This window comes from Maridesulfovibrio sp. (assembly GCF_963676065.1).
Lineage (GTDB): Bacteria > Desulfobacterota > Desulfovibrionia > Desulfovibrionales > Desulfovibrionaceae > Maridesulfovibrio.
In genome coordinates, this window is sequence record NZ_OY780933.1 from 1,811,786 (window position 1) to 1,828,716 (window position 16,931).

Here is a 16,931-nt window from a genome sequence, read left to right on the forward strand (position 1 = left end):
TTTAAGGCAGGTAATTATGAACAGACAGCCAGTAGTCGCCGGGCGTTTTTATCCGGACAGTCCGGCTCAGCTCCGCGAAGAACTTAAGATATTTATGGGCAAACCGGAAGCAGATGCAGACCGGCCGGTTGACCGTTTGGTGATGGTTCCCCACGCTGGATATGTCTTTTCCGGTGAGCCTTGCGGAAAAACCCTCGCGCAGAGTAAGCTGGCTTCCACCGTCCTCCTGATGGGGCCCAATCATACCGGGCTGGGCTCGCCGCTTTCCGTTTGGGATACCGGAAGTTGGGAATTCCCCGGTGGCAGTCTTGATGTAGATGAAAAACTGGCAGCCGAGCTTATTGCAAGCGGGGCCGGTTTTACTTCAAACGAAAAGGCCCATTCACGGGAACATTCACTTGAGGTGGTCGTGCCTTTTCTTCATTATCTTGACCCGGGCACCAAAATTGTTCCTATCTGTGTTTCCGAATCATCGCCTGCGAATCTTCATCAGGCAGGGGAAGTCCTCGCGAAGATTATTTCTGAGTATCCCGAGCCTGTATCCATGGTTGTGAGCTCGGATATGAGCCATTTTATCTCTGCTGATCAAGCCAAAAAGCTCGATTCCATGGCCCTTGAAGCGATTATCCGTATGGATCCGTCCGACTTTTATTCCATAGTTGCCTCCAACCAGATCAGCATGTGCGGAGTTCTGCCTATGACTATGGCTATGTTTGCGGCAAAGATTCTAGGGGCAAATTCAGGAAAGCTTGTTGACTATACAAATTCAGGAAAGGCAACCGGCGATTATGAGAGAGTCGTGGCCTATGCCGGGGTGATCATTTCTTAGAACGCCCTTTTTTTCCGGGCCGTTCCGCCTATGAAATATAATCCAGCCCTTGCCAATCGGTAAAAGCGGCATTATTTGTACTGTCGGGTCTGCTGTTTGGCGGCCTGCCAGTGAACAAAAATGCCTCCTGCGGGCGAAGGATATATTTTTTATGAGCTTTGAGAGCGGTTATGCAATAGGTATTGATACAGGCGGAACCTACACTGACACTGTAGTTGTAAAATGCGAAGACGCGAGTGTTGTGGCCACAGCCAAATCTCCCACCACCCATCATGATTTGAGTCTCGGTCTGGCTTCATCGCTGGATAAGGCCATGAAGCAAAGCGGGGTCAGCCCCGATGAAGTTAATCTCGTTTCAGTTTCCACCACCCTTGCCACCAACGCCGTTGTGGAAAACAAGGGCGCACGGGTCGGGTTATTCATGATCGGCACCACCAAAGCCCTTAAGCTTCCCGTGGTGACTTTGCGTTACGTGACGGGCGGGCATAAGATTACCGGTCTGGAAGAAGATCCGCTGGATATTGAATCCCTCGTGGATGGCATTCAGGACATGGCCGGACACGTGGATGCCTATGCGGTCTGCTCCGCCATGAGCATCAAGAATCCTGCTCACGAACTTATCGCTGAAAAAGCTATTTCTCTGAGTGATCCGAAACCCGTATTCTGTTCCCACACCATAAGTACCCGTGCCGGACAGGCAGAGCGTGCGGCCACTGCGGTGCTTAATGCGCGGCTGATGCCGGTAATGAAGGATTTTCTGGCCGGAGTAGGCAAGGCCCTTGATGCGCGCGGACTCGGTTCTTCCGTTGTAGTTGTTCGCGGTAACGCAACCCCCATGAGCATGGATGATGCAGTACTGCGCGCGGCTGAAACTTTCGCCAGCGGACCTGCTTCAACTGCCTATTACGGATCTATTTATTCCCCGGCAGCAGATGCTCTTATCGTTGACGTTGGGGGTACCACTACCGATGTAACCCTCATTCGCAACTCCCAGCCGACCATTCAGGAGAGCGGTTCTTTTATCGGCGACTGGGAAACCCATGTGGAAGCGGTGGAAATGTTCACCGTGGGTGTTGGCGGAGACAGCTTTGCGCGTATCAACAGATCCGGTAATTTTGAAGTCGGTCCGGGCCGGGTCGTCCCCCTGTGCATGGCTGGAAATATTCCCGCCCCGGAAAAATGGATCGGCAAAGGTCACGAATCCCACCTGCTCAAAACCGGACCGTCAGCCGAAAGCAGCTCTGACGATGATGTCTTGAAATATATTTTTGAAAACGGACCTTCCACCTTCGGTCAGCTGATGGCCGGAACCGGGCTTGGTGAAATAGGCCTCGCCGGTAAGGTGCAGAAGCTCGTGCGCTCCCAATTGCTGGAAGAAGTAGGCTTTACTCCTACAGACGCCCTGCATGTAGAGGGGCAGCTTGAAATAGGTGACCGGTCCGTATCCGAAGCCGCCGCGGCGTTGCTCGGTAAAGAATTTAATCTCGATGCGTCAGGTTTTGCGGCAATGGTTCTTTCCGAAACCAGAACCAAGATCGAGAACGCCATGCTTGAACACATCGTACGTAAGGAAATAGGCGGTAACATGGCCGGATTCATCGCCGGTCGCGCGGCAAGTTCTCTGGTGAGCTTTGACGCTTCACTGAATCTGCCCATCGTGGGAATAGGCGCAGCAGCTCAGAAATTGCTGCCGGAAGTAGCCGAAAAACTGCATACCGAAGCTGTTTTCCCGGATCACCACGAGGTTGGTAACGCGCTGGGAGCAATCAAAATGGCTCTTGATAAAACAAAGGGAGACGACGGCAATGAGTAGGAATCAACCATCCGCATATGAATACTGCCTTGAACCGGCCAGTGAAAATACCGAAACAGAGGTTGTGCACGGCTGGATTTTTAAAGACGATAAGTGGGTTGCCCATGCATGGTGCGAGTTTGCGGACCGGGTGATTGATCTGGGCCAGTCTACCCACTCTACAGATAAATTTAACTACTACTTAACTTACAGGGTAAGCGAAGAACGCTGTCGTCGTTATTCGCGGATAGAATTTTTTACCCTCGTGGGAGACGAGGGCCACTTCGGTCCGTACGATACGGAACTTTTCTTTGCAGAAACAAGTGATATTGACCCGCTGGAAGTAATCAAATCCGGCAGGAGCGAGTAAATTGTCTGCCGGTTTTTTCATTACCGGTACAGGTACGGATGTGGGCAAGACTGTGGTTACCGCGGGACTTGCCCGTTTCTTCATGAAATCCGGGCGAAGCATACTCCCGATCAAGCCTGTTCAATCCGGGGCTGTTGTCCGGGATGATGGAACACTGGATTCTCCTGACGGGGATGTATATCTGGCTGCCGGGGCGGTCTGGGATATTGACAGGCAATGCCCGTATATTTTCGAGCCGCCGACCTCTCCGCATCTGGCTGCAAAAATGGCCGGAGTGGAGCTTGATCCTGCCGTGATCGCCGCGAAGGTGCGCGAAAGGGAGGAAGACGGTTTCCTGCTGGTGGAAGGAGCCGGGGGAATAATGGTTCCCCTTAGCGAGGATGCCTCCATGCTCAATCTTATGAAAGAGCTCGGTTATCCGGTGATCCTCGTTATCGAAAATAAGCTGGGCTGCATTAATGAAGCACTGCTGTCCATCGCAGCCCTGCAGCAGTCCGGGCTGGAAATTTCCGGGCTGGTCATGACGTCTCCGCACATGCCTGCGCCTGAAGAATTCGGCATGGCCGAAGAGAATGTCCGTTTCATCGAAAAGATTTCCGAAGTAAAAGTCATCGCTTCCATTCCGTATATTGAAGATTGGGATTACAAAGATCCAGAATGCTGGAAGCTTATAGACCAAGCCCTTGATTCCTGATTAGGGATGCCTTCGGAGGAAAATATGTCCATCATAAAATTTGACCGGGAGCATATCTGGCACCCGTATACATCCGCTACAAACCCGCTGCCTGTTTTTCCGGTAAAGCGAACCGAGGGCGTTAAAATCATCCTTGAGGATGGTACTGAGCTTATTGACGGTATGGCTTCGTGGTGGTGCGCCATTCATGGCTATAACCACCCGGTGCTGCGTGAGGCGTTGATCGCACAGGCTGAAACCATGCCACATGTGATGTTCGGCGGCCTGACTCATGATCCGGCGGTAGAACTGGCCCGTAAGCTGGTTGAAATTTCTCCTGAACCTTTGCAGCATGTTTTTCTGGCGGATTCCGGTTCAGTGTCAGTGGAAGTTGCGATCAAAATGGCTATCCAGTTCTGGTACGCCATGGGACAGCCTGAAAAAAACAGATTGATGACCATCCGCAACGGCTATCACGGAGATACCATCGGCTGTATGTCGGTCTGTGATCCGGTAAACGGCATGCATTCCATGTTTATCTCGGTGCTGCCGGAACATATCTTTGCCGAGGCGCCGCAATGTGGCTTTGAAGCGGGTTGCACGGATGATGATTTTGCGGATTTCAAAGCGAAAATTGAGGCTAATGCCCATGAGCTTGCCGCGGTGATTCTGGAACCCATTGTGCAGGGTGCCGGGGGGATGCGTTTTTATTCTCCTGAATATTTAAAGCGGGTCCGCGCGGCTTGCGATGAGCATAACGTGCTGCTGATCTGCGATGAAATCGCCACAGGATTCGGACGCGCCGGAACCATGTTCGCCAGTGAAATGGCCGGGATCAGCCCGGATATAATGTGCGTAGGCAAGGCCATTACCGGCGGCACAATGACTCTGGCCGCGACACTTGCCACCGGCAAAGTGGCTCAGGGAATTTCTGCGAAAGGCGGTGTATTCATGCATGGGCCGACTTTTATGGGCAATCCTCTGGCGTGCGCCGTGGCGAATGCTTCCATCGATCTGCTGCTGAAAAGTAATTGGAAAGAACGGATAGCAGAAATTACCGAGCTATTGTGTTCCGGGCTGGCTCCCTGTTCCAGATCCGGAGTGGTCGAGGATGTGCGCTGTCTTGGTGCCATCGGTGTGGTAGAGCTTAAGAAACCTGTTGATATGGAATCCATTCAACGAGAATTTGTAAAGCGCGGTGTCTGGGTCAGACCTTTCGGTAAGCTTGTTTACGTGATGCCGCCGTATGTAATTTCAAATCTTGAACTTGAGGCCCTTACTTCCGCTATCTGCGAAGTGGTCAGCCTGCAGAGGTAATGAAAGTTGGATAGACACGAAAAAGAGGCTTTGTGGCGCGCTGCCCACGGCGGAGGGGCAATTGATGAACATGCTGCCGTATCGGTGCTCGGTGCATCTCACGGAGAGCTGTTGGAGATTCTCCATGCTGCCCACACTGTGACTACGCGCAGATTCGGAAGGGAAGTAAGTCTTTGTTCAATTGCCAACGTACGCAGCGGCAACTGCTCGGAGGATTGCAGCTTTTGCGCTCAGTCCAGCCATTTTACCGGTACACCAGCCCCGGCTTATCCACTCATGTCGGTGGAGGAAATCAGGGATTGTGCTGCAAAGGCCGACGGTTCTCCTCTTGAATTTTTCAGCTACGTCACCAGCGGCAGGGCCCTGAAAGGGAAATCCCTTGATCATGTCTGCGAGGCCGTGGATGGAATGCGCGAAAAGAATTTCAACCATTGCGCTTCCTTGGGTTGTCTTGATTTTGATTCTCTCAAAAAATTGCGCGAATCCGGCGTAGTCCGTTATCACCACAATCTCGAAACCGCTGAAAGCTATTTTGCGAATGTCTGTACCACTCACAGCTATGCAGAGCGTGTCCGCACAGTGCGTGATGCCAAGAAAGCCGGTCTGGAAGTCTGCTGCGGCGGATTGCTGGGGCTTGGCGAAAGCCATAAGCAGCGTGTGGAGCTGGCGCTGACCCTTGCGGAACTGGAAGTGGACTCGATTCCGCTTAATTTCCTGATTCCCATTCCGGGAACTCCACTGGAAGAGATGGCTCCTTTGCAGCCTCTGGAAATTCTGCTGACTATCGCCATGTTCCGGCTGGTTAACCCTCACGCTGAAGTTCGCATGGCAGCAGGTAGAGCAGCCCTGCGTTCATTGCAGTCATTTATTTTTCATGCCGGGTGTAACGGGCTGATGGTCGGTGATTTCCTGACAGTTTCCGGTCAGGGCATCGATCATGATCTGACCATGCTGGAAGATTTGGGACTGACAGTCCGAAACAAAAAATAAACAGTTTCTTACACAGATAAAACAAGGCCCGGTCAGTTGTACTGACCGGGCCTTGTTTTTTAGGAATGATAAAGGATTGTGGCTACATAATCCTGTATTCGTATAAGAATTTCCGGGGAAGGTTTTTCAAAGGTCAAACCCAGCACTGTTTTGCGCGAATCCTCGGTGCAGCGTTGGACTTTACAGGGAATGGATGTGGAACCGTTTTCAGTAAAGTAGGGACAGAAAACTTGCATTTCATCCCCTATTTCCGGTCCTGAAAGTTTTTTATTTTTGATGAAGCTGATACAGCAACCGCTAGTACTCAGGTCTTCCAGCACAGCTACATTTTTATTGCCGTTCAGTTCAATCTCAGCCTCCATGAAGCAGGAAACCCGTTTGTGCCGGCGCAGATTGTAGGATTCTATCCGTTTGGGATATTTTAAAAAAAGGAGTCTGTCCGGAGAGCTTATCATCCTGATTACTTCAGTTTTATAGCCGGAGACTATTCCATCATAAATATATCGGATAGTGGCCTCATTTCCCGGATACATGTATTCGGCCCAAAGTGATCGGTCTTGATTGTGGACCATGGGTTCTTTAACGATCAGGGATTTACTGAAGTCGCCACCGACCACAATAGTTGGGGCTTTATCGCTGAGTCCACCCAGTTCAACAGTGATTTTCAGGCCCGGAGTACAGGCGGACCTGAGTTTCTCCTTCTGTGAAATCATTTGTCTTTTCTCTTGATGATATATTTCTTGAATATAGAGGCTACTTCAAGCGTGGGAGATATTTCAAGGGCTTTTTCCAGATGGTCCAGAGCCTTATCATTTTCACCCGAGTCGAAGTATGCTCTGGCTGTATTAAAATGTAGATTTTCATCTGCTGGATTTATTTCAATAGCCCGTCTGTAAAAGGAGATGGCTTCATCAAAAAGAGATTGTTTGCGTAACGATATGGCAAACATATTAAATTCCTGCCGCTGGCTTTCCATATAAATAGTATCATTATTGAGGAGCCTGTTTATAATGTCTGAAAGCTTGGCAAAGTTCTTTTTGCTGCATTGGACAGATCCCATGCCCAGATTTGCTTTGGGGTGTTCCGGGTCCAGAAAAAGGGCCTTGGCAAAGGATTGTTCAGCTTCATCAAGATTGCCTTCGATAAATTCTTTTTCGCCCCTGTCTATTTTTTCTTTCAGGGTTTTCAGTGCCGGGAGAGTTTTTTTATCATAGTATTTCATTTCCGGGGTGAATTGGGTGATGAATTCCTTTTTAGTAAGAGTCATCACCAACCCGGAAGGAATATTTTGCTCATTTAAAGGCTGTACATGGTATTTATCAACACCTGAACGGATTACATAATAGTATGTCCTGCTTTCGGAACGTTGCATGGTTGTTCCTGCACCGGTATGATCTGTGATGCCTTTAGAAAAAACACCAAGCACTTGCGAAATATCTCCCATCAACCTTTCTCCGAAAAGTAATTCTCCAAAATAAAGGAATTTACTTCTATAATATATTGTCACAATTGTGAAATAAAAACACAAAACTTTATAAGCTGGCTCGTAAAAAAAGTCGATTAGAATTCATGCCTTTTTAATTGAAGTTAGGGCATAGTTTTGAGCTATTGTGCCTTTTCTTGATAGTTATTTCATTTTTCGGTGATATACACCGATATAATGCTTATTATCCATAGTCTACCGGACTCTTTTGTAATGTCCCACAAAATGAAAAGCCCGTTTAATTCTAAACGGGCTTCGCAATTTTTATAAATTAAAATAATTCTATTTCGTGAGTTACAATCTTCCTTCCTCTACGGCATGGCAGGCGCAGAGAGTTCCGTTTTCGAGGGTACGGGCAAGGGGAATCTCTTGCAGGCAGCGGTCATTGGCGAATTTGCAACGGCCGTTAAATACGCATCCCGGAGGCAGGTTGATTGGAGTAGGCACATCGCCGGAAAGGTGGATGTGCTTTTTCTTTTCGCCGCCAAGTTTTGGAATGGCTGAGAGCAGCGCTCTTGTGTAGGGGTGCTGCGGTCTGGCAAATATTTCCTCTGCTGTACCCAGCTCACACAGGCTGCCCAGATACATAACCGCCACTCGGGTGGAGATGTGCTCAACAACGGAAAGGTCGTGGCTGATGAACAGGTAAGTAAGGTTCCGTTCTTTCTGGGCATCCATAAGCAGGTTCAGGATCTGGGCCTGAATGGAAACATCCAGCGCGGCGATCGGTTCATCGGCTACGATGAATTCCGGCTCAACAGCCAGCGCACGGGCTATGCTGATACGTTGACGCTGTCCGCCAGAGAATTCATGCGGGTAGTTATTTGCCCATTCCGGGTCCATTCCCACACTACGCATAACTTCGTGAAGCTTGGTTTTGGCGTCACCTCGTGAGATACCTTTGTTATGAAAATAGATAGGTTCCTCAATGATCTGGCGTACGGTCATACGAGGGTTCAGCGAGGCATACGGGTCCTGAAAAACCATCTGCATTTTTGTGCGGTAGGGCAGCATCTGCGCATGCGGCAACTGGTCGATACGCTCGCCGTTGTAATGTACCTCTCCTGAGTTGGGAGGATAAAGACCCATCACGGTTCTCGCGAGGGTCGATTTACCGCAACCGGATTCGCCAACCACGCTTAAGGTTTCACCTTTTTTGATCTCAAAGCTGACATTATTGACCGCTTTGACGATGGTGTGCTTGCGTGTGATGCGTCCGTTTTCCATATGCAGCTGATCGAGCAGTCCGCCTGAAATATCGAAGTGCTTGACCAGATTTTTTATTTTTACGAGGGAATCGGTTGGCATGACGAATCTCTATACTTTATCGGCATGGTGGCAGGCCACCATGATACCGGATTTATTTTTTATAAGTTCAGGCCGTTCCTGTTTACAGATGTCCGTACAGTGCGAGCATCTGGGATTGAAGGGACACCCTGAGGGCATATTCAGCAGCGAAGGCATGGCTCCGGGAATCTGGATCAGCCGGTCCTTAGTTGCCCCGGATTGCGGCAGTGCGGCGATAAGTCCCTGAGTGTAGGGATGACCCGGAGTTTCGGTAACCTGACGAGTGGAGCCGGTTTCAACAACTCCCCCTGCATACATAACCGCTATACGCTGGGTAACTTCTGATACAACCGCCAGATCGTGGGTGATCAGGATCAATCCCATGTTGTCGGTTTCACAAAGTTCCAGCAGCAGGTCCATGATTTCAGCCTGAATGGTCACATCAAGGGCCGTGGTCGGTTCATCGGCAATGATCAGGGCCGGTTCGGTTAAAAGCGAGATGGCGATAACGATGCGCTGACGCATGCCGCCGGAGAATTCATGCGGGTACTGGGCCAGACGTTTACGCGGGGAAGGGATGTAGACTTTGCGCAGTTTTTCCAGCGCTATTTCTTCCGCTTCCTTGCGGGATACGCTTTTGTGGGCCATTACGGTTTCCACCATCTGGGTTCCCACGGTCAGTACCGGGTTAAGGGTCATCATGGGGTCCTGAAAGATCATGGAAATGCGGTTACCGCGAATGCCGCGCATTTTTTCAAAAGGCAGCTTGGCAAGATTCTGCCCTTCAAACATGATTGAACCGTTGGAGATATATCCCGGCTTGGAAATCAGGTTGATGATTGAGAAACCGGTAACTGACTTACCGGCCCCGGATTCACCTACCAGACCGAGCCGTTCACCCTTGCTTAGGGTAAAGCTTACGTCCCGCACTGCTTTAAGAGGTCCTTGGCGCAATGCGAATTCGACACTCAAATTTTTAACATCCAGAAGCGATTGCACTTATTACCCCTTATACAGTTTCGGGTTAAGGAAGTCGCGCAGCCAGTCCCCGAGCAGGTTAATGACCAGAATGAGCACAACAAGCACGATACCGGGGAACATGGTTATCCACCATGATCCACTGAAAATGTACTCAAAACCAACGTTGATCAGCGACCCCAGCGAAGGCTGGGTCACAGGCATTCCCAGTCCTACAAAGGAAAGGGCGGCCTCACTCATAATGGCGTTGGCAACCTGAATTGTTGAGATAACAAATACGGGCGAAAGGGTGTTCGGCAGAACATGCCGCCACATAATTCTTTTCTGTGAAAGGCCGATGACTTTGGCCGCTTCCACGTATTCCTTTTTCTTTTCTGCCAGCACGGAAGCGCGCACAGTACGGGCGTACTGCGGCCATTCCGCAAAGCCGATGACCAGAATCAGCAGTGGAATCGCGATTTCTTCATATTTCGCGACTCCGAACATCGCCTGAAAGATGGCTGAGATAAAAATAGCAACCATGTAGGTTGAAAATGAAAGCTGCACATCGGCAACACGCATGAGGAAGGATTCCACCCTCTTGCCCATGAATCCGGCTATCAGCCCGACCATGATGCCGAGGAAAGCCTGTAAAGCCACAGCGCCGATACCGATGATTATGGAAACGCGCATGCCGTAAAGCATGGTGGAATATAGGTCGCGTCCCTGTGCATCGGTCCCGAGCAGAAAGTGGGTGTCACCACCGGGAAGCCATGAAGGCGGAATTTCCGAATTCATGATGTTGATATTATTGGCGTCATAGGGATTATAAGGTGCGACAAGTGGCGCCGCAAAGCCCATGAACAGAAGCACGACCAGAATAGCGAAGCTTGTGAGGGCAACCTTGTCGTGTAGAAAGTCGTGCAGAAAATATGATTCCTTGAATCTCTGCCAGCGTGATCTGGTTTTCATTTATTTTTGCCCCGCGATTCTGACCTGCGGGTTGACCAGTCCGTAAATGACGTCAACCACGGTGTTAACAACAACAAATATCAGCCCGACTACCATGAGGTAAGCGACCATGAGTGGAGCATCTCCGCGTTCTACAGCTTCGATGAACATAAAACCCATGCCCTGCCACTGGAACACAGTCTCAGTGAGGATGGTAAAGGCGATCATAGTACCAAGCTGTACACCGCCAACGGTAATAACCGGCAGCAGGGTGTTTTTGAAGGCGTGGACAATCCAGACCCGACTGGGCTTCAAACCCTTGGCCCATGCATATTTTATGTAGTCGTTTTCGAGAACTTCCATCATTTCGGACCGGATGAGCCGAATGAAAAGAGGGAGCATGATGGAAGAAAGGGCAATAGCCGGCATGATCAAATGCAGCCAGCCGTCTGCTGTTAAAAATCCGGTGCGCCATCCTCCGAGGTTAACTGTCTCACCTCGGCCATATGAAGGCAGCCAGTGCAGCTCCACCGAAAATATATAAATCATGAGAATGGCGGTCAGAAATACCGGTATGGAAACTCCGACGATAGATCCGCCCATGATAAAGCGTGAGAACATGGTCTTTGGCCGGATTGCCGAATATATTCCCAGCGGAACGGAAAAAATAACAATGATCAGCGCGGAACAGAGAACCAGTTCCAGTGTTGCCGGGGCCTTATTCAGGATAACTTTGAGAGCTGATTTCTTGTAAAAGAAAGAGCGGCCGATATCACCTTTGACAGCTCCTTTCATAAAGCGGCCGAACTGAACCATGAACGGATCGTTGAGGCCCAAATCATCCCTCAGTCGTTCCCTTTCGGCGGCAGAGACGGATACACCTGTAATCTCCCGGATCGGGTCACCGAAGCTTTGCTTGATGGCAAACCCGATGAAGCTGATAATCAGCATTACAATAATCGCCTGTGCGATCCTGCGGACTATAAAAGCAAACATTTTTTAATTAACTCCAGACGGACAAAAAACAATTTGTGGCGCTGAGCGCTTTGGCGAGTGATTTCGCATCCGGCGATCAAAGGGGGAAAATCGTCGGCGAGGTCGCCGAAGGCATCTAACACGGCAAAGGGAACTCCTTACAGAGTTCCCTTTGCGTAATTAATCTTGATCAGTAATTCCCATTACTTGATGACGAGATCACCGAAGTAGGGGAAGTTCTGCACGTTTACGATTTCTTTAGTATTCATGCCGTCCTTGGATGCCCAGGACAGGTTCTGCCAGTGCAGGGGAACAAATGCGGCTTCATCATAGAGGATCTTTTCCACTTTCTGAAGCATGGCGCTGCGTTTGATGAGGTCGGTCTCAGTCTGAGCCTGCAGAATGAGGGAATCAACTTCCGGATTGCAGTAGTTGCCGCTGTTGTACTGTCCGTAGCCGGTTTCCTTGTTGGGGCACATGAGCAGGAATTCTGTGTAGTTGGAGGAATCTTCGGTGTCAGAATGCCAACCGATCATCTGGATGTCGGCAACCTGTGCGTCGAACTGATCCCAGTACTGTGCTTTAGGCATGGTTTTCAGGTTTACTTTGATGCCGATTTTTCCGAGCATGGAAACAAATGCTTCAGCGATTTTTTCATCGTTAACGTAACGGTTATTGGGTGCGATCATGGTGCACTCGAAACCGTTTTCATAGCCGGCTTCCTTCATGAGCTGCTTGGCTTTTTCGAGGTCATAGCGGGGCTTGAGTTCTGCATTATAACCGGCAAAACCTTTGGGACCCTGCTGAGCGGCTACGGTAGCGAAGCCCTTCATTACTTTTTTAACGATACCTGTGTTGTCGGTAGCGTAAACAATGGCTTCACGTACTTTAGGATTCTGGAAAGCCTTCTGGCGTTTCTGATTCAGCTGGAAGGTGATGATGCGCGAACCGGACATGGTTACAAGCTGCAGTCCTTCTGTTGAATCAATACGTTTGAGATCCTGCGGAGGAACGGGCATGATGAAGTCAACATCGCCGGAAAGCAGGGCAGCCACGCGGGTGGCATCGTTCTTGATCGGAGTCAGTATGATTGTGTCTACGTTACCGGTTTTATCCCAGTATTCAGGGAAAACTTTGAAAACATCACGTACACCCTGCTCGCGTTCAGCTACGATGTATTTACCGGTTCCGGATTCGTGAACGTTGGCAAAGGAGGGGCCGGTCTTGACGATGGCGTCTTTAGGCTGACCGGATTCATCCATGCCGGAGTAGAATTTTTTATCCATGGGGAAGATGTAGGTAGCCATATTCAGAAGCAGGCCGTACGGCTTGTGGGTGATAACATCAACAGTGTAGTCATCAACAACTTTTGCTTCTCCGAAAGGCTCGAAAAGACCTTTAAAATCTGCGCTTTTTTTGAGGCGGTTGATGGTCCAGACAACGTCTTCGGCGGTGAAGGGGTTGCCGGAATGAAACTTAACGCCTTTACGAAGGTGAAAGCGCATGGTTTTATCGTCAACGCGTTCCCAAGATTCAGCAAGGCGAGGCTCGAAGGAGCCGTCTTTTGCCCAGCGAACGAGAGGGTCGAAAACCATGTGAGAGTACTGGAGCATTCCGCCGGAAAGCTGTACATGAGGGTCAAGAGAGACAGGGTCGGCATCCATGGCCAGTTTCAGGGTTTTACCGGCTGCGGCAGCAGGAGCTGCTTCAGTGGTTTCCTTTTTGGCAGGGGCCTTTTCTTCTTTTTTTTCCGCGCTGCACCCGGCAAGACCGAGGCTAAGGATAGCAATAAGCGCAAGAAACAGTAATGAACGTTTCATCCTCACACTCCTTAAAAATGGTAAATACTGTGATAAAAAGCATCAGACGCCATTCTCAGGAACATCCTGAAATCAGCGTATATCGAAATAATTATTATAACTGATAAAACAGTTACACTATACGGCTTCCCCTTGCCGTATGCGCTTAATATTATTACACTTGAATCAGATTTTTCTCAAATATTTAACCAGTTGAAATGTTTTGTAAAAAAATAATTTATTAACCTTGTCGGCATGTTCGGCATATAAAAAATACTGAATTTATGAAAATAAAAAAATATAATTCTAATAAATCGCTGTTAATCATGATTTTGCTGGTTTTTATTCTTGCCGGATGCGCATCAATAAATCCGTTTTCCGATTCCATTTCCGAATATGATCTTGATGGTAAGCATGAAATCAGCCTCGGGCTTATGCCCGGCGAGAGGCTCGCTTTTGAAATGCGTAATCCCGGCTCCGGCGGATACCGGTTTGACGGTGTTTCCTTTGATCCGGCACTGGTCAACCTGGACAAGTTTAAAATTATTAAAGCTGATTCCGGTCTGACGGGTGATTTCGGACGCTGGCGGTTTGAATTTACTACCGTCGGTCTGGGGGCGGCTCCGGTAATCATTAATATTAAAAGGCCTGGTGAAGGAACCCGCGACGCTTATAAAGTGATCAATCTGGATATAACCAAGGACGGCCCTCCGTTCTTTGAATGGTAGAAAATCAGTACTGTTAATAATAAAAAAGGCAGAAACCGGCGTATGTTAATACGATTGGTTCCTGCCTTTTTTCATGCACCTTGCTTCAGGCACATTTAAAGCTGTCTGATGATTTTAATATATTTACTCGAAACGCTGATCCGTTTTGGTCAGATCGTAATCAAGAAGCGTCGTGCCGGGACATATGGCTGCAATCATTTTAACCGGACTCATATACAGGGTGGTCCAGTCAAAGCTCAGTTTCAGGGTCCGCCGATTTATTTCTTCAAATTTAATCAGCATGGGCCGGATGTTTTTATCCTTAACCTTCTTTTTAGTGGTATGGGATACGATGTATTCATCGGACTGAGCATATTCGCGCAGCCTGTTCATCTTTTCTTCTGTTTCTTCATCGGAACAGGTGAATATAAGGGTGAAATCCTCAATTTCAGGATGTTTCTGTTTTTTGGACAGACTCAGAGGATCGGCACCGACAATTTTAATCCCGATAGGCATTTGAGCATTGAGGCGGTCAACCAGATCCTGCGCGCCGATTTTTGTACGCAGCATGATGTTCATCCACTCTTTCATGCTCTCAACACCAACGGGCAGGGCGCGTCCGAAGGACATACGCGGCATGGGGTGGAATCCCTGCGAGAATGTAAGCGGCAGTTCCGCGCGGCGCATGGCCCGTTCTATCACGGGCTGTAGGTCCAGCTGCGAAAGATAGGCCGAGGTTCCGGTCTTGGTGTACCAGAGACGGAAGTGACTCCCTTTGATGCCGAGGTCCGGCTTTTCTTCCTGTACGAAAGGTGGAACATCACCGGTCTGGTCGCGGTTTTCAAAAACCATCTTGGGCCGCAGGTCCATTGTTTCAGCCTGCTTTGTGAGCAGGGATTTGCGGCCGTCGAAGTTGCAGACCCCGCAATTACGACATTCTTCGTAACGGCAGTCCCCGGTTATTTTTTCAGAGATACTGCGTTTTAGTTCGGTAAGCAGGAATTTTTTGCTTACTCCGCTTGAAAGGTGATCCCAAGGCAGGCGGCTGTCATGATCTCTTGCTCCGGTGTACTCTTCAGGTGTAAGCCCTTCTTCTTCCATCGCCTCAAGATAAGGTTCAAGCTTGAGGTGGTCTTTCCAACTGCTGTAAAGAGCACCTTTTTTGTAAGCCTTTTCGATTACCGGGCCTAGTCTGCGGTCACCGCGTGAGAATATTCCTTCGAGAAAAGTCATGCGCGGAATATGGGATTTCATTTTGATGCGTTTTTGTGAAGAAAAGCGTTCACGCATGTAGTCGAGCCGTTCGCTGATTTCATCAAGAGAAATCTGCCGTTCCCACTGAAAAGGGGTGTGCGGTTTGGGCACGAAGGGGGAAACCGCAGCGGTGATATTTAATTTTTTGATATGCTTTCCGGCCACATCGCGAACTTTTGCGCACAGGTCGACGATCGCGTCTAGATCTTCAAATGTTTCGGTTGGCAGGCCAATCATGAAGTAAAGTTTGATGCTCTGCCAGCCGTTTTCATAAAGCATAAGCGCGTGATCAAGCAGGGCCTGTTCGGTGATTCCTTTATTGATCACATCGCGCATGCGCTGGCTTCCGGCTTCGGGAGCGAGTGTGGCCCCTGTGCGGCGGATGGTTGCGATGCGTTCCATGATCGGTTCGGAAAGCGAACCGACACGCAGGGAAGGCAGTGAAATAGATATCTGCTCAGCGGCGCAGTTATCGAAAGATTTAGCGAAAAGCGTATCCAGAGCGGAATAGTCACCGGTACTTAGGGAAAGGAAAGAGGTTTCTTCGTAACCGGTTTCCGCCAGACCTTCCATCAGTGTCTTGGTCAGGGTTTCCGGAGTACGTTCGCGGACCGGACGGTAGATAATTCCTGCCTGACAGAAACGACAGCCGCGGGTGCAGCCGCGGGCGATTTCCATGGTCAGGCGGTCATGGATTACCTGACCGTAGGGCAGGATCTGTTCTTTAGGAAATGCAATGGGTTCAAAGTCTTCCACCACCGCTTTTTCCACAAAGAAATCACCGGGATTCTCAGGATCGAAAAATTCAGGGATGTAAATTCCTGGCAGTTCGGATAGTTTTTCCAAACGGGCCTTGCGTCCTAGTCCCTGCTCGTTGCATTCGACGATGATCTCCATGACTTTAATGATGGATTCTTCGCCGTCGCCGAGCATGATCACATCAAAAAAGTCCGCCATCGGTTCGGCGTTGAAACATGCTCCGCCCCCTCCTATAACCAATGGACAGGAGTCGTCTCGATCCGCTGATTTAAGTGGAATACCGGATAGGTCGAGCATGAAGAGTACATTGGTGTAGCACAACTCGTGAGTGAGGCTGATTCCCAGAGCATCCACGTCCTTGAGCGGGGTGTCGCTTTCAAGTGTGGCGAGGAGTTCACCGTGTTCACGCATGATTTCCGCTGTCTCTTCGCATGGTGTGTATGCACGCTCAGCGTAGAAATCATCATGCTTGTTAACGATTTCGTAGAGAATCTTCTGGCCGAGATAGGACATGCCGATCTCGTAAAGATCCGGGAAACCGATGGCGATATGCGCCTTGACCTTAGCGGGGTCCTTGTGGACAGAGCCCCATTCCGAACCCAGATAACGGGTAGGGCGGGGCAGAAGAGGGAGCAGCTTTTTCAAAAGTTTAACCCTGATATTTGATGATTTATGTTATGTCTCCGGCGGCCGGGGAAGGGGAACTTTTGAGAAAAGTTCCCCTTCCCCGGACCCCATCCCTTCAAAACTTTCCAGTTTGCTTCGCAGCTTTGTTCGTTAAAACTCTT

The 16,931-nt window shown here is 49.5% G+C and carries 15 protein-coding genes; 7 read left to right on the forward strand and 8 right to left on the reverse strand.

What is annotated here, in order from left to right:
* The first annotated feature begins 16 nt into the window (after nt 1–16).
* The 6 genes from amrB to bioB all read left to right on the forward strand — a co-directional run bounded on the left by amrB (nt 17) and on the right by bioB (nt 5,971).
* Entirely contained in the window at nt 17–829 is an 813-nt protein-coding gene (gene amrB / locus ACKU35_RS08110; RefSeq protein ID WP_319764842.1) for an AmmeMemoRadiSam system protein B, read from the forward strand.
* Between the two features lie 151 nt (nt 830–980).
* A complete protein-coding gene (locus tag ACKU35_RS08115; protein WP_319764843.1) occupies nt 981–2,642 on the forward strand; it encodes a hydantoinase/oxoprolinase family protein in 1,662 nt (553 codons plus the stop codon).
* Nucleotides 2,635–2,991, forward strand: coding sequence for a hypothetical protein (locus ACKU35_RS08120; protein ID WP_319764845.1), 357 nt, complete (start codon nt 2,635–2,637; stop codon nt 2,989–2,991). Before ACKU35_RS08115 ends, ACKU35_RS08120 begins: the two co-directional genes overlap by 8 nt.
* A gap of 1 nt (nt 2,992) precedes the next feature.
* Nucleotides 2,993–3,685: a dethiobiotin synthase gene (bioD, locus tag ACKU35_RS08125; protein WP_319764847.1), complete on the forward strand. Its 693-nt coding sequence runs from the start codon at nt 2,993–2,995 to the stop codon at nt 3,683–3,685.
* A 24-nt stretch (nt 3,686–3,709) separates the two neighbouring features.
* Nucleotides 3,710–4,981: an adenosylmethionine--8-amino-7-oxononanoate transaminase gene (bioA, locus tag ACKU35_RS08130; RefSeq protein ID WP_319764849.1), complete on the forward strand. Its 1,272-nt coding sequence runs from the start codon at nt 3,710–3,712 to the stop codon at nt 4,979–4,981.
* Between the two features lie 6 nt (nt 4,982–4,987).
* Nucleotides 4,988–5,971: a biotin synthase BioB gene (bioB, locus tag ACKU35_RS08135; protein ID WP_319764851.1), complete on the forward strand. Its 984-nt coding sequence runs from the start codon at nt 4,988–4,990 to the stop codon at nt 5,969–5,971.
* 59 nt (nt 5,972–6,030) lie between these two features.
* On the opposite strand, the gene ACKU35_RS08140 is transcribed toward bioB, so the two are convergent.
* The 7 genes from ACKU35_RS08140 to ACKU35_RS08170 form a co-directional block, all read right to left on the reverse strand.
* On the reverse strand, nt 6,031–6,684 hold the full coding sequence (locus tag ACKU35_RS08140; RefSeq protein WP_319764853.1) for a flagellar brake protein: 654 nt from the start codon (nt 6,682–6,684) through the stop codon (nt 6,031–6,033).
* Nucleotides 6,681–7,415, reverse strand: coding sequence for a tetratricopeptide repeat protein (locus tag ACKU35_RS08145; RefSeq protein ID WP_319764855.1), 735 nt, complete (start codon nt 7,413–7,415; stop codon nt 6,681–6,683). The genes ACKU35_RS08140 and ACKU35_RS08145 overlap by 4 nt, the downstream gene beginning before the upstream one ends.
* Nucleotides 7,416–7,748: 333 nt before the next feature.
* Nucleotides 7,749–8,762 carry an oligopeptide/dipeptide ABC transporter ATP-binding protein gene (locus tag ACKU35_RS08150; RefSeq protein ID WP_319764857.1) on the reverse strand — a complete coding sequence of 338 codons (1,014 nt, stop codon included), beginning with the start codon at nt 8,760–8,762 and terminating at the stop codon, nt 7,749–7,751.
* Nucleotides 8,763–8,771: 9 nt separating this feature from the next.
* Nucleotides 8,772–9,740 (reverse strand): ABC transporter ATP-binding protein, encoded by a 969-nt coding sequence (locus ACKU35_RS08155; protein ID WP_319764859.1) that lies wholly within the window; start codon nt 9,738–9,740, stop codon nt 8,772–8,774.
* Nucleotides 9,741–9,743: 3 nt separating this feature from the next.
* Complete coding sequence (locus ACKU35_RS08160) at nt 9,744–10,670, reverse strand: ABC transporter permease (RefSeq protein WP_319764861.1); 927 nt, start codon at nt 10,668–10,670, stop codon at nt 9,744–9,746.
* Nucleotides 10,671–11,645: an ABC transporter permease gene (locus tag ACKU35_RS08165; protein WP_319764863.1), complete on the reverse strand. Its 975-nt coding sequence runs from the start codon at nt 11,643–11,645 to the stop codon at nt 10,671–10,673.
* A 182-nt stretch (nt 11,646–11,827) separates the two neighbouring features.
* Nucleotides 11,828–13,444 (reverse strand): ABC transporter substrate-binding protein, encoded by a 1,617-nt coding sequence (locus tag ACKU35_RS08170; protein ID WP_319764865.1) that lies wholly within the window; start codon nt 13,442–13,444, stop codon nt 11,828–11,830.
* Between the two features lie 305 nt (nt 13,445–13,749).
* Between ACKU35_RS08170 and ACKU35_RS08175 the strand changes: the two genes are divergently transcribed.
* Nucleotides 13,750–14,151, forward strand: a complete 402-nt coding sequence (locus ACKU35_RS08175) for a hypothetical protein (RefSeq protein ID WP_319764867.1) — start codon at nt 13,750–13,752, stop codon at nt 14,149–14,151.
* 123 nt (nt 14,152–14,274) lie between these two features.
* Here ACKU35_RS08175 and ACKU35_RS08180 read toward each other — a convergent pair whose 3' ends face one another.
* Complete coding sequence (locus ACKU35_RS08180) at nt 14,275–16,788, reverse strand: TIGR03960 family B12-binding radical SAM protein (protein WP_319764869.1); 2,514 nt, start codon at nt 16,786–16,788, stop codon at nt 14,275–14,277.
* Nucleotides 16,789–16,931 lie beyond the last annotated feature (143 nt).